The organism is Saccharopolyspora galaxeae (assembly GCF_016526145.1).
Taxonomy (GTDB): Bacteria; Actinomycetota; Actinomycetes; order Mycobacteriales; family Pseudonocardiaceae; genus Saccharopolyspora_C; species Saccharopolyspora_C galaxeae.
Genome location: NZ_JADDUE010000002.1, coordinates 666,752 through 687,671, shown reverse-complemented (window position 1 = coordinate 687,671; position 20,920 = coordinate 666,752). Strand labels below are relative to the sequence as shown.

Annotated in this window: 15 protein-coding genes; 6 read left to right on the top strand and 9 right to left on the bottom strand. The window is 71.5% G+C overall.

Annotated elements, in window-relative coordinates:
* Positions 1-96: 96 nt before the first annotated feature.
* Together INP57_RS07580 and INP57_RS07575 are read right to left on the bottom strand one after the other, a co-directional pair.
* Positions 97-1,482 carry a hypothetical protein gene (locus INP57_RS07580; RefSeq protein ID WP_200069299.1) on the bottom strand — a complete coding sequence of 462 codons (1,386 nt, stop codon included), beginning with the start codon at positions 1,480-1,482 and terminating at the stop codon, positions 97-99.
* A 105-nt stretch (positions 1,483-1,587) separates the two neighbouring features.
* Positions 1,588-2,958 carry a cystathionine beta-synthase gene (locus tag INP57_RS07575; protein ID WP_200069298.1) on the bottom strand — a complete coding sequence of 457 codons (1,371 nt, stop codon included), beginning with the start codon at positions 2,956-2,958 and terminating at the stop codon, positions 1,588-1,590.
* A gap of 209 nt (positions 2,959-3,167) precedes the next feature.
* On the opposite strand from INP57_RS07575, the gene INP57_RS07570 reads away from it, so the two are divergent.
* A complete protein-coding gene (locus tag INP57_RS07570; RefSeq protein WP_200069297.1) occupies positions 3,168-4,094 on the top strand; it encodes an SGNH/GDSL hydrolase family protein in 927 nt (308 codons plus the stop codon).
* Between the two features lie 127 nt (positions 4,095-4,221).
* Here the strand turns inward: INP57_RS07570 and INP57_RS07565 are convergent, their stop codons facing one another.
* Positions 4,222-4,389, bottom strand: coding sequence for a hypothetical protein (locus INP57_RS07565; protein WP_200069296.1), 168 nt, complete (start codon positions 4,387-4,389; stop codon positions 4,222-4,224).
* On the opposite strand from INP57_RS07565, the gene INP57_RS07560 reads away from it, so the two are divergent.
* Positions 4,388-5,608 carry an acetyl-CoA C-acetyltransferase gene (locus tag INP57_RS07560; protein WP_200069295.1) on the top strand — a complete coding sequence of 407 codons (1,221 nt, stop codon included), beginning with the start codon at positions 4,388-4,390 and terminating at the stop codon, positions 5,606-5,608. The genes INP57_RS07565 and INP57_RS07560 overlap by 2 nt on opposite strands.
* 91 nt (positions 5,609-5,699) lie before the next feature.
* On the opposite strand, the gene INP57_RS07555 is transcribed toward INP57_RS07560, so the two are convergent.
* Positions 5,700-6,500, bottom strand: coding sequence for a Bax inhibitor-1/YccA family protein (locus tag INP57_RS07555; protein ID WP_200069294.1), 801 nt, complete (start codon positions 6,498-6,500; stop codon positions 5,700-5,702).
* A 456-nt stretch (positions 6,501-6,956) separates the two neighbouring features.
* Here INP57_RS07555 and INP57_RS07550 point away from each other — a divergent pair, with 456 nt between their 5' ends.
* Together INP57_RS07550 and INP57_RS07545 are read left to right on the top strand one after the other, a co-directional pair.
* On the top strand, positions 6,957-8,384 hold the full coding sequence (locus INP57_RS07550; RefSeq protein ID WP_200069293.1) for a collagen binding domain-containing protein: 1,428 nt from the start codon (positions 6,957-6,959) through the stop codon (positions 8,382-8,384).
* Entirely contained in the window at positions 8,381-9,031 is a 651-nt protein-coding gene (locus INP57_RS07545) for a class F sortase (RefSeq protein WP_200069292.1), read from the top strand. The genes INP57_RS07550 and INP57_RS07545 overlap by 4 nt, the downstream gene beginning before the upstream one ends.
* Before the next feature lie 54 nt (positions 9,032-9,085).
* Here INP57_RS07545 and yidC read toward each other — a convergent pair whose 3' ends face one another.
* The gene (gene yidC / locus INP57_RS07540) at positions 9,086-10,138 is read right to left on the bottom strand and encodes a membrane protein insertase YidC (RefSeq protein WP_374220918.1); all 1,053 of its coding nucleotides are present in this window, start codon (positions 10,136-10,138) and stop codon (positions 9,086-9,088) included.
* A 232-nt stretch (positions 10,139-10,370) separates the two neighbouring features.
* Positions 10,371-12,233: a DNA helicase RecQ gene (gene recQ, locus INP57_RS07535; RefSeq protein WP_200069290.1), complete on the bottom strand. Its 1,863-nt coding sequence runs from the start codon at positions 12,231-12,233 to the stop codon at positions 10,371-10,373.
* 278 nt (positions 12,234-12,511) lie between these two features.
* Here recQ and INP57_RS07530 point away from each other — a divergent pair, with 278 nt between their 5' ends.
* Positions 12,512-13,525: a sigma-70 family RNA polymerase sigma factor gene (locus INP57_RS07530; RefSeq protein ID WP_374220925.1), complete on the top strand. Its 1,014-nt coding sequence runs from the start codon at positions 12,512-12,514 to the stop codon at positions 13,523-13,525.
* 84 nt (positions 13,526-13,609) lie between these two features.
* Here INP57_RS07530 and INP57_RS07525 read toward each other — a convergent pair whose 3' ends face one another.
* Positions 13,610-14,740, bottom strand: a complete 1,131-nt coding sequence (locus INP57_RS07525) for a glycosyltransferase (protein ID WP_200069288.1) — start codon at positions 14,738-14,740, stop codon at positions 13,610-13,612.
* A 153-nt stretch (positions 14,741-14,893) separates the two neighbouring features.
* Complete coding sequence (locus INP57_RS07520; RefSeq protein WP_200069287.1) at positions 14,894-15,406, bottom strand: DUF2165 domain-containing protein; 513 nt, start codon at positions 15,404-15,406, stop codon at positions 14,894-14,896.
* 102 nt (positions 15,407-15,508) lie between these two features.
* Between INP57_RS07520 and INP57_RS07515 the strand changes: the two genes are divergently transcribed.
* Complete coding sequence (locus tag INP57_RS07515) at positions 15,509-16,606, top strand: glycosyltransferase (protein ID WP_200069286.1); 1,098 nt, start codon at positions 15,509-15,511, stop codon at positions 16,604-16,606.
* A gap of 9 nt (positions 16,607-16,615) precedes the next feature.
* On the opposite strand, the gene INP57_RS07510 is transcribed toward INP57_RS07515, so the two are convergent.
* Positions 16,616-20,680 (bottom strand): nSTAND1 domain-containing NTPase, encoded by a 4,065-nt coding sequence (locus tag INP57_RS07510; RefSeq protein WP_200069285.1) that lies wholly within the window; start codon positions 20,678-20,680, stop codon positions 16,616-16,618.
* Positions 20,681-20,920 lie beyond the last annotated feature (240 nt).

Genomic DNA, 20,920 nt, shown 5'->3' with positions numbered 1-20,920 from the left:
CACCCGAAGCGGTGATCTCCACGACGACGGCCCCCGGCGAACCGGGGGCCGCGGCGTTGGAGCGCTCAGCTCACAAGGGGTGCTGCGAAGGCTTGATCACCACTGCGGGGGCTGCTGCCCGTACTGCTGCTGCGGGTAGCCGCCCTGCTGCGGTGGCTGGCCGTAAGGATTGCCGTACGGGCCGGGCTGTCCGTAGCCGGGCTGGGGCTGGCCGGGCTGGGGCTGCCCGGGTTGCGGCTGCCCGAACCCGCCCTGTGGCGGCTGGCCGTAGGGGCCGGCCTGCGGCGGCTGCTGCCCGAACTGCGGCTGGCCCGGATGCGGTTGACCGGGCTGGGGCTGGCCGAACGGCTGGCCGGGTTGCGGTTGACCGGGTTGCGGCTGGCCGAACGGCTGGCCCGGCTGCGGCTGGCCGAACCCGGCGGCAGCCGGGGCCGGAGCCCCCGCCGAACCACCGGAGAGCCACGCCCCGGTCCCGGGCAGGAACGCCAGCACCGCGACCGCGGCGCCGATGAGCAGCGTCAGGATCGCCGACCACACCGCGGAGGGGAGCACGAAGATGTTGATCAGGGACACGACCGCGACCACCGCGCCGGTACCGCCGGCCAGAATCTGGCCGAGCGACTTGCGCTGCAAGATGAACGCGCCACCGACGATCATCGCGATCAGCACCACGATCGAGATCACGATCATCGTGACCGGGAACGCCAGCGACGGCGTCGGCGCGGTCATGCCGAGGGATTCGGACAGCTGCTTGAGCCGGTTCACCGCCGAGATCATCATGAACATCCCGACCAGCTGCAGGACCAGCATCAGCCCGCCACCGCCGATCGCGGTCCAACCGGCCGCCTGCGCGAGCCCGCGGTTGTTCTCGCCGCCTTGCTCGCCGAACGCGCCGTAGCCGGTGTTCGGCGGCGGGGCACCGAATCCCGGCTGGGCCTGCGGAGCGGGGAAACCGCCGCCGGGCGTGCCAGGCTGCTGAGGCGCGCCCGGGTACTGGGGCTGCTGGGGGAACCCGCCCGGCTGGCTCTGCGTGCCGGGCTGGTTGTACATCGGCTGCGCGGGCTGCATGTTCGGCGGGACGACCTGCGTGGTGCCTTCACCGGGAGCCGAGCCGGACGTGCCGGGCTGCTCGTACATCGGCTGCGGCGGCTGCATCGTCGGCGGCACGACCTGGGTGGATTCGCCGGTGCCGTACTGCTGCGCGGGTTGCTGGGCAGGCCGCACGACCTGCGTCGAATCACCGGGCGCTTGCCCGGACTGCCCGGTGCCCTGCTGTCCGGTTCCCTGCTGCCCGGCGTCCTGCTGCGGCTGCGCCGGGCGAACGACCTGCGTGGCGTCCGGGTTGGGGGCCTGTTCGGCGTCCGTGGCCTGCGGGTCCAGCTTGGAACCGATCTGGGTGCCTTCCGCGTCCGGCGGCTCGCCACCGGCTCCCTGCGGTTGCTGTCCCTGCTGGCCACCGTCCGGCGGCTGCGGAGAGCTCATCGGGTTTCCTGACCCCCTTGGGCGTGAAGCACGAAATCCTTGGTGTTGCGTCCTGCACACGCTATCCGATAGGTGAGCAGCGTAGCGGCCATCCGTAACGAATCGTCAACGTCCGGCGATGAAGGCCAGCACGTCCTGCCGGGTCACCACCCCGGCCGGTTTGCCGCCGACGAGCACCATCGCGCCGTCCGCTCCCGCCAGCGCGGACATCGCGGCGCTGATCTCCTCACCCGCGCCGATGGTCGGCAGCGGGGGCGACATGTGCTGCTCCACCCGGTCGGCGAGCTGAGCGTTGCCCGCGAACAGCGCGTCCAGCAGGTCGCGCTCGTTGACCGCCCCGGCGACCTCGGCGGCCATCACCGGCGGTTCGGCGTTGACCACCGGCATCTGCGAGACGCTGAACTCGCGCATGATCGCGACCGCCTCCGCGACGGTCTCGTTCGGGTGCACGTGCACCAGCTCCGGCATCGTGCCGTCCTTGCGCAGCAGCACGTCCTTCATCGACCCGCCGGCGTGGTCCGGGGACAGGAAGCCGTACTTGGCCATCCAGGAGTCGTTGAACACCTTGCCGAGGTAGCCGCGCCCGCCGTCGGGCAGCAGCACCACGATCACGTCGTCCGGCCCGGTGCGCTCCGCGATCCGCAGCGCCGCGGCCGCGGCCATCCCGCACGAGCCACCGACCAGCAGCGCCTCCTGGTGCGCGAGCTCGCGGGTCATGCCGAAGGAGTCCTGGTCCGAGATCGGCACGATCTCGTCGCAGATGCCGCGGTCGTAGGTCTGCGGCCAGAAGTCCTCGCCGACGCCCTCCACCAGGTACGGCCGCCCGCCGCCGCCGGAGTACACCGAACCCTCCGGGTCGGCGCCGATGATCCGCACCTTCCCGCCGGAGACCTCCTTGAGGTAGCGGCCGATGCCGGAGATGGTGCCGCCGGTGCCGATGCCCGCGACGAAGTGCGTGATCCGGCCCTCGGTCTGGCGCCAGATCTCCGGGCCGGTGCTGAGGTAGTGCGACTCCGGGTTGGCGTCGTTGGCGTACTGGTTCGGCTTCCACGCGCCGTCGATCTCGGTGACCAGCCGGTCCGAGACGCTGTAGTAGGAATCGGCGTGCTCCGGCGGAACCGCGGTCGGGCACACCACGACCTCCGCGCCGTACGCCTCCAGCACGCTGCGCTTGTCCTCGCTGACCTTGTCCGGGCACACGAACACGCAGCGGTAGCCCTTGCGCTGGGCCACCATCGCCAGCCCGACGCCGGTGTTGCCGGAGGTGGGTTCGACGATGGTGCCGCCGGGCCGCAGCTGCCCGGACTCCTCGGCGGCCTCGACCATCCGCAGCGCGATCCGGTCCTTCACGCTGCCGCCCGGGTTGAAGTACTCGACCTTCGCCAGCACCGGCGTGGAAGCGGAGCCTGCCAGCGAGTTCAACCGCACCAGAGGGGTGTTGCCGACGAGGTCGACGACGTGCTCGACGTACTCCACTGCGCCAGTCCCTTTCGCAGTCGTGACGATGTGGTGTTGAGCCTAAATGCCCGCGATCGGCTAACCCCGCCGCCCGCCCGGCCGACACGCCAGGCGGGAAGGTTTTGCCGGTCGGCAGCGTCTTCGGTGATGGAGAGATTTTTCGGTCCGAGCCGACGACATCGGGCGGCCGACGGATTTCGCGCCGGTCGGCGCAGGAGGGGCAGGTCATGATCGGGGCTCGTGCGGTGCGGCTGGCGATGATGGCCGCCGGCACCCTCGGAGGGCTTTCCGGAGCGGCGTACGGACTGCTCAACGGCCAGTCGCGGTACGCGCGCCGGGTGATCGGCGTGCCCTCGGCGGTGCCGCTGCGCTCCGACGGGGTCCACCTGCCGGACGGCAGCGGACCGGTGGCACCCGCCGACCTGCCCGCGGGCACCGAGCCGCTGGAGCTGGTGGTGCTCGGCGACTCGTCGGCGGCGGGGCTGGGCGTGGACTCCCCGTACGAGCTGCCGGGCGCGCGGATCGCCCGTGGCATGGCCGAGGAGACCGGGCGGCCGGTCGCGCTGAGCACCTACGCGATCGTGGGGTCGACCTCGAAGGACCTGGCCGCTCAGGTGCAGGCGGCGTTGAGCAGACCGCCGCAGCTGGCGCTGGTGATCATCGGCGCGAACGACGTGACCGCCCGGCAGTCGGTCGCGGCCTGCGCCGCGCTGCTCGGTTCCGCGGTGGGCGAACTGCGCGCTGCGGGCGTCGGCGTGGTCGCGGGGACCTGCCCGGACCTGGGTGCGATCCGGCCGATCCCGCAGCCGCTGCGGTCGGTGGCCTCGTCGTGGAGCCTCGCGCTGGGGCGGGCGCAGCGCCGGGCCGTGGAAGCCGCCGGCGGGCACGCGGTGCCGTTGGCCGATCTGCTGTCTCCGGAGTTCCTGACCCGGCCGCAGGAGTTCTTCAGCCCGGACCGGTTCCACCCGTCCGCCGCCGGATACGAGGCGGCCGCGAAGCTGCTGCTGCCCGCGTTGTGCGCGGCCATCGGCGAATGGAGTGGTGGACCGTTGCCGCAGGCACCGACCCGTTCCGCGGCCGCGGAGGCGCGGCGGCCGACCAGCCGGGCGATGGCCCGGCTCAACCGGCGCTTCGGGCGCCGCGGCACGGACTGAACCGCACGCGGAAGGTGACGGTCGTCTCAGGCGGAAGCGGGCCGCGTCGGTTTTACAGTGGCCGAGAACGGCACGCCGTGCCAGCTCGGTGTCGTGCGCAGTGCGTCGGCGTTCGCTTACAACGCGGTCATCGCGGTCCTGCCCGGCGCGGTGCCAGCATCGTGCGCAGCACGGTATTGGAGATCGTGCGAAGCACGGTGTTGGACACAGTGCGCAGCACGGTGTTGGGCACAGTGCGCAGCACGGCATCGGACACCATGCCCCGGCACGCCCCGAACGAAGGAGTTCCCGCCATGCCCGAAGCAGTGATCGTTTCCGCTGCCCGCTCCCCCATCGGCCGCGCAGGCAAGGGCGCACTGGTCGACGTCCGCCCGGACGACCTGTCCGCGCAGATCGTGCGCGCGGCGCTGGACAAGGTGCCGGAGCTGGACCCCACCGAGATCGACGACCTGCTGCTGGGCTGCGGCCTGCCCGGCGGTGAGCAGGGCTTCAACATGGGCCGCGTCGTCTCGGTGCTGCTGGGCTACGACCACCTGCCCGGCGCCACGATCACCCGCTACTGCTCCTCCAGCCTGCAGACCACGCGGATGGCGCTGCACGCGATCAAGGCCGGTGAGGGCGACGTGTTCATCAGCGCCGGTGTGGAGGCGGTGTCCCGGTTCGCCAAGGGCAACTCGGACTCGCTGGACGACACGCACAACCCGCTGTTCGCCGACGCCGAAGCCCGCACCCAGGCCACCGCGGAGCAGGGCGCCGACGACTGGACCGACCCGCGCGAGTTCGGCAAGGTCCCGGACGTCTACATCCCGATGGGCCAGACCGCGGAGAACCTGGCACGGGCCAAGGGCGTCTCCCGCGACGAGATGGACGACTTCGGCGTGCGTTCGCAGAACCTCGCCGAGAAGGCGATCGCGAACGGGTTCTGGTCGCGCGAGATCACCCCGGTGACCACGCCGTCCGGACAGATCGTCGACTCCGACGACGGGCCGCGCGCCGGGGTCACCAAGGAAGCCGTGTCCGGCCTCAAGCCGGTGTTCCGCCCGGACGGCCGGATCACCGCGGCGAACTGCTGCGCGCTCAACGACGGCGCGGCCGCGCTGGTGATCATGAGCGACACCAAGGCCAAGCAGCTGGGCCTCACTCCGCTGGCGCGGATCGTGTCCACCGGGGTGAGCGGGCTGTCCCCGGAGATCATGGGGCTCGGCCCGGTGGAGGCGTCCAAGCAGGCGCTGGCCCGCGCCGGGATGGGCATCGGCGACATCGACCTGGCCGAGATCAACGAGGCGTTCGCCGCGCAGGTCATCCCGTCCTACCAGGAACTCGGCCTGCCGCTGGAGAAGCTGAACGTCAACGGCGGCGCGATCGCGGTCGGGCACCCGTTCGGCATGACCGGCGCGCGGATCACCAACACGCTGCTGAACTCCTTGCAGTGGCACGACAAGCAGTTCGGCCTGGAGACGATGTGCGTCGGCGGTGGCCAGGGCATGGCGATGGTCCTCGAACGGCTCTCCTGACCCGCTGCGCCGGGTGTGAGCGACGGATCACGCTCCCGAAAAAGCGCCCGTTCCCTGCTGGGAACGGGCGCTTTTCGTGCGTTGCGCGGCGCTAGTTGTTGTTGAAGTAGGACAGCAGCCGCAAGATCTCCAGGTACAGCCAGACCAGCGTGGTCATCAGACCGAAGGCGATGTACCAGCTGACCTTGGCGTCCACACCGCTCTTGATCGCCCGGTCCGCGGCGTCGAAGTCCAGCAGGAAGCTGAACGCGGCGATGCCGATGCACAGCAGGCTGAACCCGATGGCCATCGGGCTGCCGTCGCGCAGGCCGAGCCCGCCGGGCACGAAGAACCCGACGACCAGGTTGACCAGCATCGCGACCGCGGCACCGGCGACCAGGCCGATGATCCACTTGGTGAGCTTCGGCGTCACCCGGATCGCGCCGGTCTTGTAGACCACCAGCATCGCGGCGAACACGCCCATGGTGCCCGCGATCGCCTGCATGATCATGCCGGGGCCGCCGACGCCGGTCCGGCTCAGCAGTTCGCCGAAGACGTAGCTGATGCCGCCGAGGAACACGCCCTCGACCGCGGCGTAAGTGACGACCAGCCAGGGGCGCACCTTCTTGGTGAAGATGATGACCAGCGACACCACCAGGCCCACGATCGCAGCGGGCAGCGCCAGCATGGCCATCCCGCTGACGTAAGTCGCAGCACCGGTGATCAGCGTGATGGCGAGCGTGATGGCCGTCTTGGTGACCACGTCGTCGATGGTCATCGGACGCGCGGTCTGCGGCGGAGCAGCCGGCGCGCGGCCGGGCGCTGCGGTGCCGCCCCGGCCGTAGTCGAAGTTCGCGTACCCGCCGCTGTGTCCCGGCAGGTTCTTGAACGCTGGGTTGCTCGTTGTGCGCAACTCGTCCTCCTGGCGTGCTTTGCGCCGTCACCGTGCTAACGACCGAACCCGCCGGTTGGTTCCCGACTAGGTAAAGCCGACATTACCTGCCTGGCGGTGATCAGTGCCCGCCCCGTCGGAAACTACTCCGCATCGCAATGTCCGGGAATAACGGTCACGTTCCGGCGGCAACCTTTCCACCGGGCTGCGGCCGGTACTGCTGGAACTCCTCGGAAGGCCGCTGCGCTGGGCCGGAAGAGTGCCGATCTCGGCCGAGCCCGCCGCCGATGTCGCTTTCGGTGACCGCGCCGATTACCCGGATGTCCGCTTGTAACCACATTCCGTGACCGGAAGTATCCGCTGCGGGCGTCCGCGTGCCACGTCGGGGGGTTTGCGCCGGTCAGCGGCTCACGAAAGTGAGCCGCTGATCGCGAGGACGTCGGCGCCCCGCTCTCCCAGACCGAGACTGGAGCATGGATGCGCACGTTCAAGAAATTGCTCACAGCGGTGGCCGGATCCGCTGTGCTCGCCGGCGGCGTGCTGCTGGCGACGCCCGGCGCCGCCGTCGCCGCACCGGAAGAAGGGATCGGCCACGAAACCAAACCAGGACAGCCCTACGCAGGCGTGCAACGGGACCGCGACTGGCTCGGCTCGTACATCGTCGGCGACAAGCAGGTGTGGTGCGTCCAGTTCGCGCTGAAGGCGCCGGACACCGGTGAGCAGTACCAGCCCGGCGACGAACTGCTGACCAAGTGGGGCACCCCGCTGCCCGACGACGTCGCGGCGAACATCTCCTACCTGCTGCTGCGCTACGGCAGCACGCAGAACCCGGACGAGGCGGCGGCGCTCGCGCACCTGCTGCACTCGTGGACCTCGCCGCCGCGCACCCCGGACGACCTCGACCCGGGCAAACCGTTCGAGCAGATCGCCTACGACGTCGACTTCCAGTTCGGCAAGCTGCCGCAGAGCACCAAGGACGCGGTCGAACGGCTGCGCGCCGACGCGGAACGCAACCGCGGGCCGTGGCAGGCGTCGCTGGCCGCGCCGGAGCAGGAACAGGTCATCGGGCAGCAGGCCGACTGGACGTTCACGGTCGAGCACCCGGACGGCCGCGGCGTCACCGGCGTCCCGGTCCGGATCAACGCCACCGACGCCGAGGTCGAAGGGCTCGACGAGAACGGGACCATCACCACTCCGGAAAGCGGTGAGCCGCTGCAGCTGAAGGTGACCCCCACCGGCCCGAACCCGAAGGTCTCCGGTGAGCTGGCCACCCCGGCCGAGCGGCCGCACGTGCAGGAGGCGGTGCAGAACCCGGACGGCGTGCAGCGGGTGGTCTCCACCGGCGGCGAGAAACAGCTCGCCGTGGACGACACCGTCCCCGCGGTGACCGCGCCAGGGACGGTCTCCGTCGGCAAGGTCGACGAGCAGAGCAAAGCAGGCATCGCCGGGGTCGCGCTGCGCGTGAGCCTGCCCGACGACCAGCCCGCACTGCGCCAGGACGGCACCCCGCTGACCGGGCAGGACGGACAGCCTGCCGTGATCACCACCGGTCCGGAGGGCACCGCGGAGATCCCCGACCTGCGCACGCCGCAGGAGATCAAGATCACCGAGGTGGCTCCGGCGGAGGGCTACGAGGAAGCGTTCGACCCGCAGCAACCGCCCTCGGTCACCGGCACCTTGGAACCCGGCGCGACGCTGGCGCTGAACCTGAGCAACAAGGCGAACACCCCGACCGTGCCGATCCGCATCCCCGCGGGCGACCCAGGTGCGGGCGGAGTCGTGGAGTTGCCGGGTGACGGGACGCCCGCCGGGCTGCTCGGTCTCGGCGCACTTGCGCTGACCAGCGCGGCCGTGACCGGTGGCGTCGCGTACCGCAAGCGGCTCGTCTCGGCGGGCAGGCGTTGACCGCCCCCAAGCGGCGGCGGTGGCTGATCGCGCTGGTCGTGGCCGGTGCGCTCGCGATCGCCGGGGCCTTCGGGGTGGTCGCCGGGACGCTGGGCGGTGGGCGCGAGGTCGCCGCCTCGGCGCCGCGGGGCACCACCGGAGCGCAACCGGCGCCAGGACCCGTGCAGGCCGCTGACCTGCCGCCGCAGCCGGTGCAGATCCCCGCCGGGCAGCCACCGGGCACCGTCAAACTGCCGCAGGGCGGCACGGCGGAACTGGTGCGCAAGGAAGTCGACCGCTCCGGCACCCTCCCGGTGCCGGACGGGGTGGACGAGGCCACCTGGTGGGGCGCCGGGCTGGACGCCCCGGACGGGGCGACGGTGCTGGCCGGGCACGTGAACTGGAAGGGCTCGGTAGGCCCGTTCGAGGAGCTGTGGGAGTCCGCGGCGGACCAGCCGGTCACCGTGGTCGACGACGGCGGCCGCGAATACCGCTACCGGGTCTCCGAAGTCGTCACGGTCTCCAAGGAAGAACTGCCCGCCCGGGCGGCCGAGCTGTTCGGCCAGGGCGGGCCGCACCGGCTGGTGCTGGTCACCTGCGGCGGCCGGTACGTGGGCGGCGGGCTCGGCTACGACGAGAACCGCATCGTGGTCGCCACACCGGCCTGACGAACGCGAAAAAGCGGGATCCCCACCCGGGGATCCCGCTTTTTTGCTGCTGCGCTAACGGCGCTTCTTGCTCTTCTTGGCGGAAGCGGCCTGCTTGCCGGGGCGCTTCTTCTGCTGCGGGCGCCGGTTGCCCGGACTTGATTGCTGCGCGGGTTTCGCACCGGGCGCGGGTTTGCTGCCGGTCACCGCGGTGGCGCCGTCCTCGGACGACGGGGCCTGGCCGTTCTCGGACTGCTCGGCGGTCTCGGTCGCCTCGCCGTCGCCGGAGTCGTTGTTCTTGGTCTGCGAAGGCTTCTGCCCCGGCTTCGGACGCGGCGCGTCCTTCTTCGCGGCGAGTTCCTTCTCCTTCTCCCGCTCCTGCTCGCGGTCGATCTTGTTGCTGATGAAGTGCTGCTGGCCCAGCGTCCAGATGTTGTTCGCCATGAAGTACAGCACCACGGCGATCGGCAGCACCCAGCCGGAGAACAAGGTGCCGACCGGCGCCACGTACATCATGAACTTCCCCATCATCGCGGTCTGGGGATTCGTCATGGAGGCGTCGGTCTGGCGCTTCTGCGACATCCGCATCGTGAAGAACGTCGCGATCGAGGCGATCACCATCAGCGGAATGCCGACCGCCATCATGTTCGCCCGCGTGGTGTCGAACTGGGCGAGCTCCGCGGCGGGCTGGGTGAGCCAGTTGCCGAGCTTCGCGCCGAAGATGTCGGCCTTGGTGAACGACACCACTTCGGCGCGGTTGAAGATGTAGTTGCTCTGCGCCTGCGGGGTGAACCCGCGCAGCACGTGGAACAGGCTCAGGAACACCGGGATCTGCAGCAGCGCGGGCAGGCAGCCGCCGACCGGGTTCACCCCGTGCTCGGACTGCAGCTTCTGCATCTCCTGCGCCATGCGCTGGCGATCGTTCTTGTACTTCTCCCGCAGCTTCTGGATCTGCGGGGAGAACTTCGCCATCTTCCGGCCGGCGCGCATCTGGCTGATCGCGGGCTTGAGCAGCAACACGCGCAAGCTGAACACCAGGAAGAACACCGCCAACGCCCAGGCGAAGCCGTTGTCCGGCCCCAGCACGGTGCCGAAAACCTTGTGCCAGAACCACAAGATGGCCGACACCGGATAGAGGATAAAGTCGAACACTCAACCACTCCTGGTCATCGCCCGGTTCGCCCCGGGCAGCTTGCACGGGCGCTCCGCACACCGCCCTCAGCTCTACCAGGGTGCCATGTCCGGCCATCCGAACGAGTAAGGGGCGTGAACTCGGCACGGAGAGTAACCCGGCGGCGACCGCGCTCGAAGGCGGTGCGCTCCGGACTCCGAGTGGCCGACGCACTTCGTGGCGGGCCGCTCACTCCTCGGCCAGCGCCGTGAGAACCGCTTCGCCGTACTTGCTCAGCTTGTTCTGGCCGATGCCGCTGATCGTGCCCAGCTCGTCCAAGCTCGCGGGTGCCCGCGCGGCGATCTGGCGCAGCGTTGCGTCGTGGAAGATGACGTAGGCGGGCACGCCCTGCTCCTTGGCGGTGGCCGCGCGCCACGCGCGCAGGCGCTCGAAGACCGGGGCGGCCTCGGCGGGGAGTTCGACCGCCTCGGCACGGCCCGACTTGGCCGGTTTCGCGGCCTTGGCGGGCTTTTCCGGCTCCCGGCGCAGCCGCACGGAACGTTCGCGGCGCAGCACTTCACCGCTGGTCTCGGTCAGCACCAGAGTCCCGTAATCGCCCTCCACCGCCAGCAGTCCCTGCGCGAGCAGCTGGCGCACCACGCCGCGCCAATCGTCGTCGCGCAGGTCGGTGCCGACGCCGAAGACGGTGAGCTCGTCGTGGCCGTGCTGCTGGATCTTCGCGTTCGACTTGCCGAGCAGGACGTCGATCACGTGGCCCGCGCCGAACTTCTGCCGCCGCTCGTGCAGCAACCGGTACACCGCCGAGAGCAGCTTCTGCGCGGCGACCGTGCCGTCCCAGGACTCCGGCGGATGCAGGCAGGTGTCGCAGTTCCCGCACGGCTGCCCGGGCTGGCCGAAGTAGGCCAGCAGCTGCACCCGGCGGCACTCCACCGTCTCGCACAGCGCGAGCATCGCGTCCAGGTGCGTGGCCTGCCTGCGGCGATGCGCCTCGTCGCCCTCGGAGTTGTTGATCATCTTGCGCTGCTGCACCACGTCCTGCAGCCCGTAGGCCAGCCACGCCGTCGACGGCGCGCCGTCCCGCCCGGCGCGGCCGGTCTCCTGGTAGTAACCCTCCACCGACTTCGGCAGGTCGAGGTGCGCGACGAAGCGCACGTCGGGCTTGTCGATGCCCATGCCGAACGCGATCGTGGCCACCACCACGAGCCCGTCCTCGCGCAGGAACCGGGACTGGTGCGCCGCACGGGTGCTCGCGTCCAGGCCCGCGTGGTACGGCACCGCCGGAATCCCGTGCTGCGAGAGGAACTCCGCCGTCTTCTCCACCGACGAGCGGGACAGGCAGTAGACGATGCCCGCGTCGCCGGCGTGCTCGGTGCGCAGCAGCTCCAGCAACTGCTTCTTCGGGTCGTTCTTGGGCACGATCCGGTACTGGATGTTCGGGCGGTCGAAGCTGGCCACGAACCGGCCCGCCTGCTCCAGCTGCAGCCTGGTCGCGATCTCGCCGCGGGTCGCCTGAGTGGCCGTGGCGGTCAGCGCGATGCGCGGTACGTCCGGCCAGCGCTCGTGCAGCATCGACAGCGCCAGGTAGTCCGGCCGGAAGTCGTGGCCCCACTGCGCGACGCAGTGCGCCTCGTCGATCGCGAACAGCGACACCTTGCCGTCGTCCAGCAGCGAGACGGTCGAATCCAGGCGCAGCCGTTCCGGCGCGAGGTAGAGCAGGTCCAGCTCCCCGTTGCGGAACGCGGCCTCCACCGCGCGCCGCTGGTCCGGGTCCTGGGTCGAATTGAGGAAACCGGCGCGGACCCCGAGCTCGGTGAGCGCGTCGACCTGGTCCTGCATCAGCGCGATCAGCGGCGAGACGACCACCCCGGTCCCGGCTCGCACCAGCGCAGGAACCTGGTAGCACAGCGACTTCCCGCCCCCGGTCGGCATCAGCACCAGCGCGTCCCCACCGGCGCCGACGTGCTCGACGATCTGCTGCTGCTGCCCGCGGAACGAGTCGTAGCCGAAGACGCGGCGCAGCACTCCGAGCGCGGCGGAGTCGGAGTCGCCGTACTCGGCAGGGTCGCTGAGGCTGCTCTGCGCGGAAGTCACCCGGGGATTCTACGAAGCCGGGAACCACCCGAAGCCGGACATCATGCATCGGCGAGTCGGCTTGCTTACCGGCTGGGCTCGCCCCTGCCCGGGCACGCCCCGGCGGTGCGAATCACGGCCGTTCGGCTCTGCACCCGCAACGGCCGAAGCCGGATTTTGGGAGCGCCGACGTTTCGTCGCCGGGGAGGGATTGTCGGTGCGGCGACTTACCGTGGCGACACACGCGGGAAGGCGGCCGGCCACGAGCCGGCCCTGGCAGGAGGCGGACCGCCATGACCATGACCAACAGCCTCGTGGACGACGAATTCCTGCAGCAGGCGAACCCGTTCCGGCGGGAGCTGCTGGCGCACTGCTACCGGATGCTCGGCTCGGTGCACGACGCCGAAGACCTGGTGCAGGAGACCTACCTGCGGGCCTGGCGGGCCTACGACCGGTTCGAAGGCCGCAGCTCGCTGCGCACCTGGCTGCACCGGATCGCGACCACGGTGTGCCTGACCGCGCTGGAGAACCGGGGCAAGCGGCCGCTGCCGACCGGGCTCGGCGCGCCCGACTCGGCGCCGCAGGACGCGCTGGACGAACAGCGCGAAGTGCCGTGGTTGGAGCCGGTGCCGGACGCGATGCTGCCCGAGCGCGCAGACCCCGCCGCGATCGTGGCCGAGCGGGAGAGCACCCGGCTGGCGTTCGTCGCGGCGCTGCAACACCTGCAACCGAAGCAGCGGGCGGTGCTGCTGCTCCGGGAGGTGCTGAAGTGGCGGGCCGCGGAGGTCGCCGACCTGCTCGGCACGACGACGGCGGCGGTCAACAGCAGCCTGCAACGCGCCCGGGCGCAGCTCGAACAGGCAGTGCCCGCGCAGGACGACGTGATCGAACCGCTCGAACCGCGCCAGCGGGCGATGCTGCAGGAGTGGGTCGCGGCGTTCGAGGCGAAGGACGTCTCGGCGATCGTCGCGCTGTTCACCTCCGACGCGGTGTGGGAGATGCCGCCGTTCACCGGCTGGTACACGGGTCCGGCCACGATCGGCGAACTGATCGCGCAGCGCTGCCCCGCGGGCCCCGGGGACATGCGCCTGGTGGGCACCGCCGCGAACGGGCAGCCCGCGTTCGGGGTCTACATGCGTGGTCCGCACGGGGAGTTCGAGCCGTTCCAGCTCCAGGTCCTCACGCTGGCGGGCGGCCGGGTGCGGCACGTGGTCGCGTTCGGCGATCCGGGGCTGTTCGAGACGTTCGGGCTGCCCGCCGCGCTGCTCGCGGAGTCGCCCGCGGACAAGCGCGAAGTCACACCCGCGCGATGAGTTTCCGGCACGTGCGCGGTCCGAACGGGTGCGGCCGCACATCTGCTGGGGGTGATGTGCGGCCGTCCCGCACCGGGCGGACCCTCACCGGGCGAACTCGGGGAGCCACTCGGCAACGGATTCCGGGGACGGCATCGCGGCGATCTCGGCGGCGAGTTCGCGCGCGACGCGCCGGTGCTGCGCGCCGCCCAGCAGGGCTTCCGCGGCGTCCTGCACGTTCGCGGTGGTGACGTCGGCTCCCAGCAGTTCCGTGCCGGCACCGAGTTCCGCCACGGCAGCGGCGTTGCGGAACTGGTCCGCGCCCCGCGGCAGGAGCAGCTGCGGCAACCCCGCTGCCGCGGCGGCGAGCATGGTGCCGCTGCCGCCGTGGTGCACGATCAGGTCGACCCGGCCGAGCAACTCGGCCTGCGGCAGCCAGCTGTGCACCGAGACGTTGGCGGGCAGCTCGCCCAGCGCCGCCGGTTCGACCGTCGGCCCGGCGCTGACCAGCACGTCGGCGTCCAGCTCGGCGAGCCCGCCGATCGCTCGGCCGAGCACTTCCGCATCGCCGAACGCGGTGCCGAGGGTCAGGTAGATCAGCGGTCGCGTCCCGCCGAGCGGCGGCAGCTCGCCGGGCTCGGCGAACGGCACCGGGCGCAGCGGAATCCGCTGGACGGCCAATTCGGATTCCTGCAACGATTTCGGGGCGACGTCCAGGAACGGGTTGCCGAGCGCGCGCAACTCGCCTGCGGGCAGTTCCACGTCGAATTCCGCGGCGACCGCGCGCAACGTCGGTCCGAAATCGCCGAAATCGTCCGGTGCGACCAGTCCGAATCCGTGGCAGACGCCCGGAATACCGGCGCGCGCCGCGGCGATTCCGGCACCGTGGTTGCCCGCTTCGTGCACCACCAGGTCCGGTTCGGTCGCCGCCAGCACCGGCTGGAGATCGACAGCGAACCGCCGGGGCAACTCGCCCGCGAAGACCTGCGTCATGAGCTTCTTCCACGCCTCGCTGCCCGGTTCCGGACGGCGCTCGCCCGCGCCCGCCGCGGCGTACCCCTCCGGGATGGACATGCCCACCGCAGCAGTGCCCAATCCGAGCTCGCGCAGCGCGGGCAGGAATTGCGCACCGGTTGTGAAAACGACTTCGTGGCCCTGCGCGAGCGCGGCGCGGGCCAACGGGACCATCGGATAGGTGTGGCCGTAGCTGGCCAGGCTGGAGAAGAGGACTCGCACGCGGCCGAATGCTACGGGCGGTTTCACGAGCGGCGCCAGCCGCTTGCGGGATCCCGCGGACTCGGCCGGAACACCGGCAAAACACTTCCCAGTCGGCTCGGGGCTGGTGGCGCTCGCGGATTTCCCCACCAATCAGCGAACGCCCCAACACCTTCACCGCTCGGCGGACTCCCGCATCGGAAGGTGCACCAGAACGAGCCCGATCCCGGCGATGACCAGGTTCTGCAACGCCGGCTGCAAACCGTTCCACTTGTCCGACTGCCACATCTGGAACCACTCGCCGCCGATGGTGATGAATCCGCCGCCGAACAGCAGCAGTTCCAGCAGCCAACCGAGGCTGGCCAGCCTCCGCGCGGTCTCGATGCCCTGCGAACCGGGGCGCACCCAGAAGACGAACGCGGCCACGAGCACGACCGCGGTCAGCACCTCCCACACGATCACCGCGAGGTAGCCGGCCTGGGCCAGCCCCGGCGTGGTGATCGCCCGCCACATCGTGCCGTTGGTTTGGAACGTGGTGTCCATCGCGAACACGTGCTGCACGAATTCCGCGTTGGTCCCGTAGTCGGTGATGTTGCCGAACGCGATCAGCCCGATCTGCACCGCGGTGATCGCCACCAAAGCGGTGATCACCGCGCGCAAGCTGCCCAAAGATCTCAGAAGACGCATGGCGCGGACCTTACGCAACGCCGCAGGACCGCAACGGCGTTCGCGCCGAAACGGTTCGATCACGGCGAACTGGCAGGATGCGGCCGCGGGAAGGAGGTGGCGATGCGGGTGTGCCTGGTGTCGCACCGGTTGGGCGGGTTCGACGGGGTCAGCGTGGAGGCCGCCAAGTGGGTGAGCGGGTTCCGCTCGCTCGGCGCGACGGTGACCCGTGCGGCGGGCCATTTCGCCGCCGACGAACCCGGTGACGTGCTGGTCCGGGGAATGTGGGCGGACCGGCCCGGTGGTGCACCGCCCGCCGTCGACCACGGCACGATCCGCGAGCTGTGCCGCGGGCACGACCTGCTGGTGCTGGACAACGCCGGTTCGCTGTGGAGCGCGCCGGACGCTTCCGCGGCCTGGCAGCGGCACGCCCTGGAAGCAGGCATCCCGACCGTGCTGCGCCACCACGATCCGGCATGGCAAGGGCCCGCGCTGCGCCGGGTCGAAGGGGACACCGTGCCGCTGCACCACCCCGCCCACCTGCACGTGCTGATCAACGAGCACACCGCGCGGGAGTTCGCCGGGCGCTGGCCCGAGCTGGCCCGCGCGGACGCGCTGCGCGTGTTGCACAACCGGGTGCACGTCGACGCGCTGAGCAGCGGAGATCGCGCCGGGACCCGCGACCGGTTCGGCGTCCGGCCTGCGGAGACGCTGATCGCGCACCCGGCGCGGGTGGAGAGCGCGAACAAGAACATCCCCGGCGCGGTACGGCTCGCGTTGGATCTGGAGGAGGAACTGGGCGCTCCGGTGCGCTACTGGCTCACCGACGACGAGCCCGCAGGCGGCGAAGTCGCCGAAGCGCTCGCCCGCGCACCCGGGCTGGTGCGCGGGCGCGTGGCCGAACAGGCCGATCTCTACGCCGCCGCGGACCTGGTCGTGCTGCCATCGACCTGGGAAGGCTGGGGCCTGCCCGTCGTCGAGGCCGCCGCGGCCGGTCGGCTCGTGGCCGCCGGGCCGTACCCGGTGCTGCGCGAGATCCGCGCCGCGGGCTTGATCGTGCCCGGCCCGGACGAGGTGCGGCGCATCGCCGAGCTGCTGACCGGCGGTGCCGAAGTGCGGGCCGCGAACCGGGCCGTGGTCCGCCGCCGGTTCGACGCGCAGGAACTCCCGCGGGAACTCACCGCCATCGCGACCCGGGCCCGCGAGCTGTCCCGCGGCTGACGGCCGCGGTCAGGACGAGCACACGTCCCGGTAAGCGACCTGCGGGATGGTCCGCTCCCACTGCGGCTTCGGCAGCACCCCGCTGGTCGACTCGCAGATGCGCCGGATCGCGTGTTCCACGTCGAGGTCCCACAGCCGCACGGTGTTGTCCTCGCTGGTGGAGACCAGCACCCGCCCGTCCGGGCTGAACCGCACCGCGTTCACCGCGGCCCCGTGCTCGGACAGGCTCTGCCCGATCGCCCGCGGCTCGTCCGGGTCCGACACGTCCCACAGCCGCACGGAGCGGTCCACGCTGCCGGTCGCCAACGTGCGCCCGTCCGGGCTGAACGCCACCGAGATCACCGACTGCGAGTGCCCGGCCAGCGGCCCGCCCACGGGTTTCGGTGCCGCCGGGTCGGTGATGTCCCAGAGCCGCGCGACCTTGTCGTTGCCCGCGCTGACCATCGTCTTGCCGTCCGGGCTGAACGCCACGGCTTTCACCGCCGAGCCGTGCGCGGTCAGCGGCGGCCCGAGCAGGTGTGCGCGCGCCGGGTCGTGCACGTCCCACAGCCGCAGCGTGCCGTCGTCGCCCGCGGTCGCCAAGGTGCGCCCATCCGGGCTGTAGGCGATCAGGTTCAGGAAACCGGTGTGCCCGGACAGCGGCGTGCCGAGCCGCTTCGGGTGCAGCGGATCCCGCACGTCCCACAGCTGCACGGTGGTGTCGGTGTCGCCTGCGGCGAGGACGGTGCCGTCCGGGCTGAACGCGACGTCGCCGACGTAGCGGGTGTCCACGGCCAGCGGCGCGCCCAACGGTTTCGGACGCGCCGGATCGCTGAAGTCCCACAACCGGACCTGGCCGTCACCGCCGCCGGTGGCCAGCGTCCGGCCGTCCGGGCTGAACGCCAGGTGCACCGAGCCGGACTGACCGTCGTGCACCTCCAGCGGCGGCCGCAGCTTCCGCGGGTGCAGCGGGTCGGTGGTGTCCCACAGCTGCAGCGTGCGGTCTTCGGCCGCGTTGACCATGGTCCGGCCGTCCGGGCTGAACTCCGCCGAGTTGACCGCCGCGGAGTGCCCGGACAGGACGCGTTCGGGCAGCGACCACAACCGGACGACGCCGTCGTCGCTGCCGGTGGCCAGCGTGCGCCCGTCCGGGCTGAACCCGACCGCGTAGACGGTGCTGCTGCCTGCGGCGAGGTTCTGCCCGAGCTGGGCGGGGTTGCGCGGATCGCTGATGTTCCACAGCCGGGCCGTGCTGTCCTCGCTGCTGGAGGCGAGCTTGTTGCCGTCCGGGCTGAACTTCACCGACCACACCGGGGCCGCGTGCCCGGTCAGCACCGGCCCGAGCGATCCCGCCCCGGCCGGGTCCCGGGTGTCCCAGAGCCGGATCGTCTTGTCCACGCTGCCGGAGGCCAGCTTGCTGCCGTCCGGGCTGAACGCCACCGAGTGCAACCCTCCGGTGTGCCCGCGCAGCACCGGGCCGACCGGAGACGCGCGGGCCGGGTCCGCGACGTTCCACAGCCGCACCGTCGAGTCGTCGCCACCAGTGGCCAGCGTGCGCCCGTCCGGGCTGAAGTCCAGCGTCCGGACCCGCGCGGTGTGCCCGCGCAGCGGCTCACCGAGCTCGGCCGGGCGCGCCGGGTCGGAGACGTTCCACAGCCGCGCCGTCGAGTTCTCGTTCGCGGTCGCCAACGTGCGCCCGTCCGGGCTGAACGTGAGCAGGTAGACCGTGCCGTCGCCGCCGGTGATGGGCGGGCCCAGCGGACGCGGGTGCGCCGGGTCGGCAACGTCGTAGAGCCGCACCAGGCCGTCGTCGGCCGCGGCGGCCAGCGTCCGGCCGTCGGGGCTGAACACCGCCGAGGTCGCCCAGCTGCCGAACCCGGTCAGCGGCGGCCCGAGCGGTTTCGGCGCACCTCGATCGGACACGTCCCACAACCGCACAGTGCGGTCGTAGCCGGCGGTGACCAAGGTTTTCCCGTCCGGGCTGAACGTGGTCAGGTACACCGCGCCGTGGTGGCCGGTCATCGGGGTGGCCAGCGGGGTGCTCTGGGTGGACAGCAGCCTGGTGTGCACGTCGGGATCGTCCGGGCGCATCCGCTTGGCCAGCAGGTTCAGCCGGGCCGCCGCGGACGGATCGGTGGCCTGCACCTGGTCGGCCTGCGCGAGCACCTGGCGGAACCGGGCGTCGTAGCGTTGCTGCACCGCCAGCATCCCGGCGACGGCGGCGATCACCGCGAACAGGCACACCGCGGCGACACCCGTGCGGCGGGACCAGCCGGCCCGGCGGCGGTGCCGCAGCGAGGCTTCGAGGAACTCGCGGCCTGCCGTGCTCAGCTCCGCGCCCGGCTCCTGCTGCGCCCAGCTCCGCGCGGTCTTCAGCCGCGCGCCGCGGTAGAGCAGCGAGGGGTCCTGGTTCTCCGCGTACCAGGCTTCGGCGTCCCGTTCCAGCCGTTGCCGCGCGAGGTTGCCCGCGCGGTCCTGGTCGATCCACCCGCGTAACCGCGGCCAGGCGTACAGCAGCGCCTCGTGGCTGATCTCGACGGCTTCGGACTCCAACGTCACCAGCCGCGCCGAAGCCAGCACGTCCAGCGCGCGCCGCGCGGCCTCGCGGTGCTCGGCGCGGTCGATAATCTCCTGGCGGGTGGCGCGCCGGCGGGTGTCCTGGGTGTCGTCGCCGACGTGCACCAGCCGCAGCAGCACTTGCCGAGCGGCGGTCTGCCCGCTTTCGTCCAGCTCGGCCCAGGCGCGTTCGGCGCTGCCCGCCACCGCGGTCTGGATGCCGCCCGCCGCGCGGTAGCCGGCGATCGTGAGCCGGCCGCTCTGCCTGCGCTGCCAGGTCACCAGCAGCGCGTGCGAAAGCAGCGGCAGCGCACCCGCGTCGTAGGCCCGCTGCCCCGGCTTGCCGTAGGAACGGCCGATGCCCGCCCCCAGGTCCCGCAGCAGCACGTCCACCAGGCCGGACTCGATCTGCAGCCCGGTGGCCTTGGCCGGACCGGTGATCGCTTTGCGCAACTCGGCCAGCGTCATCGCGCTGAGCACCATCTGCCGGTTCTGCAGCGCCTCGGCCAGCTCCGGGAAGTCCAGGCACCGCCCGTAGAAGTCCGCGCGCAGTCCGAGCACCACCAGGCCCGGCGCGTTCCCGGTGGTGCACATGGCGTGCAGGGCCTGCACGAACAACGCTCGGGTGGCGTCGTCCGGGCACATCGTGAAGGTTTCCTCGAACTGGTCCACGACCAGCACGAGCCGCGCCTCGTCGCCCTGCTGGGCGCGCAGGTGTCCGGACACGGCGTCGCGGACCGCCTCGGCGAAGCGGAACTCCTCGTCGGCGCCCGCCGGCACCTGCTCGACTTCGCCGAGCAGCGCACCCAGCTCCGGAACCAGGCTGATCAGCACTTTCAGCGGATCGTCGCCCGGTGTCACGGTGCGCACCGGCCAGGACGCCGAGCCCTGCTCCGGCAGCGCGCCCGCGGCGATCGCCGGGATCAGCCCGGCGCGCAGCAACGACGACTTCCCCGCCCCGGAGGCGCCGACGAGCATGGTGATGCCGCCTTCCTCGGCGGCCATCCCGAGCCGGTCGACCAGCGTTCCGGTGCTGCGCTCGCGGCCGAAGAACCACGCGGAGTCGGCCTCCTGGAAGGCGGCCAGCCCGCGGTACGGGCACAGCCCGGAGTCTTCCGCGGGCGGCTCGGCGGAGCTCGGTGCCTCGTCCGCGGGCGGCTGGTCCGCGGACGGCTCGGACGAGGTGGGGGTGGCCAGCGCCTCTTCCCAGAGCCGCCGCCACGCCTGCACGTCGTAGAGGCCCTCCACCGGCGGCTGCGCCCGCTGCTTGCGGGCTTCGCCGATCAGGATCTCCAGCACGACCGACAATGCGGCGAACCGGGCGGGCACGTTGCGGCCGCGGCGCCAGTCGCTGATCCGCTGCGCCATCGCGCGGATCGGGCGGCCCCGCTCGTCCAGCTTGCGGGTGCGTTCGACGGCTTTGGCGACCCGCTTCAACGGCGGATCACCGGCGGTTACGTAAAGCAGCGCGAACCGTTCCGCGAACAGCGCTCGCGATCCCGCACCCGATGCCGAAGAACCCGTCCGCCGGTCCGTCATCTCCGTCCTCCTCCGGTCCGGATCCGGACCGGAAAATCCGATGCGCCATGTTGCGCAGGCATTTCCGCGTTCACCGGTGCCGGGCAGACCCAACCGGGCGCCGATGACTGCCATGCTTTCGCACACGGGCTGCGCCGGGAGGAGCCAGGCGCACATTCCTCCGCGGTGACTCCGGGCAGCAGCCGGCTGGCGGGCGGTGTGCCGCTGACGTGACTGGGGGTTTCGTCAGCGGCACGCCAC

Excerpts from the sequence above, each read along its gene's own strand:
- INP57_RS07550 (WP_200069293.1), top strand. The coding sequence starts at position 6,957 with ATGCGCACGTTCAAGAAATTGCTCACAGCGGTGGCCGGATCCGCTGTG.
- INP57_RS07510 (WP_200069285.1), bottom strand. The coding sequence starts at position 20,680 with ATGACGGACCGGCGGACGGGTTCTTCGGCATCGGGTGCGGGATCGCGA.
- INP57_RS07520 (WP_200069287.1), bottom strand. The coding sequence starts at position 15,406 with ATGCGTCTTCTGAGATCTTTGGGCAGCTTGCGCGCGGTGATCACCGCT.
- INP57_RS07530 (WP_374220925.1), top strand. The coding sequence starts at position 12,512 with ATGACCAACAGCCTCGTGGACGACGAATTCCTGCAGCAGGCGAACCCG.
- INP57_RS07570 (WP_200069297.1), top strand. The coding sequence starts at position 3,168 with ATGATCGGGGCTCGTGCGGTGCGGCTGGCGATGATGGCCGCCGGCACC.
- INP57_RS07565 (WP_200069296.1), bottom strand. The coding sequence starts at position 4,389 with ATGGCGGGAACTCCTTCGTTCGGGGCGTGCCGGGGCATGGTGTCCGAT.
- INP57_RS07560 (WP_200069295.1), top strand. The coding sequence starts at position 4,388 with ATGCCCGAAGCAGTGATCGTTTCCGCTGCCCGCTCCCCCATCGGCCGC.
- INP57_RS07515 (WP_200069286.1), top strand. The coding sequence starts at position 15,509 with ATGCGGGTGTGCCTGGTGTCGCACCGGTTGGGCGGGTTCGACGGGGTC.
- INP57_RS07580 (WP_200069299.1), bottom strand. The coding sequence starts at position 1,482 with ATGAGCTCTCCGCAGCCGCCGGACGGTGGCCAGCAGGGACAGCAACCG.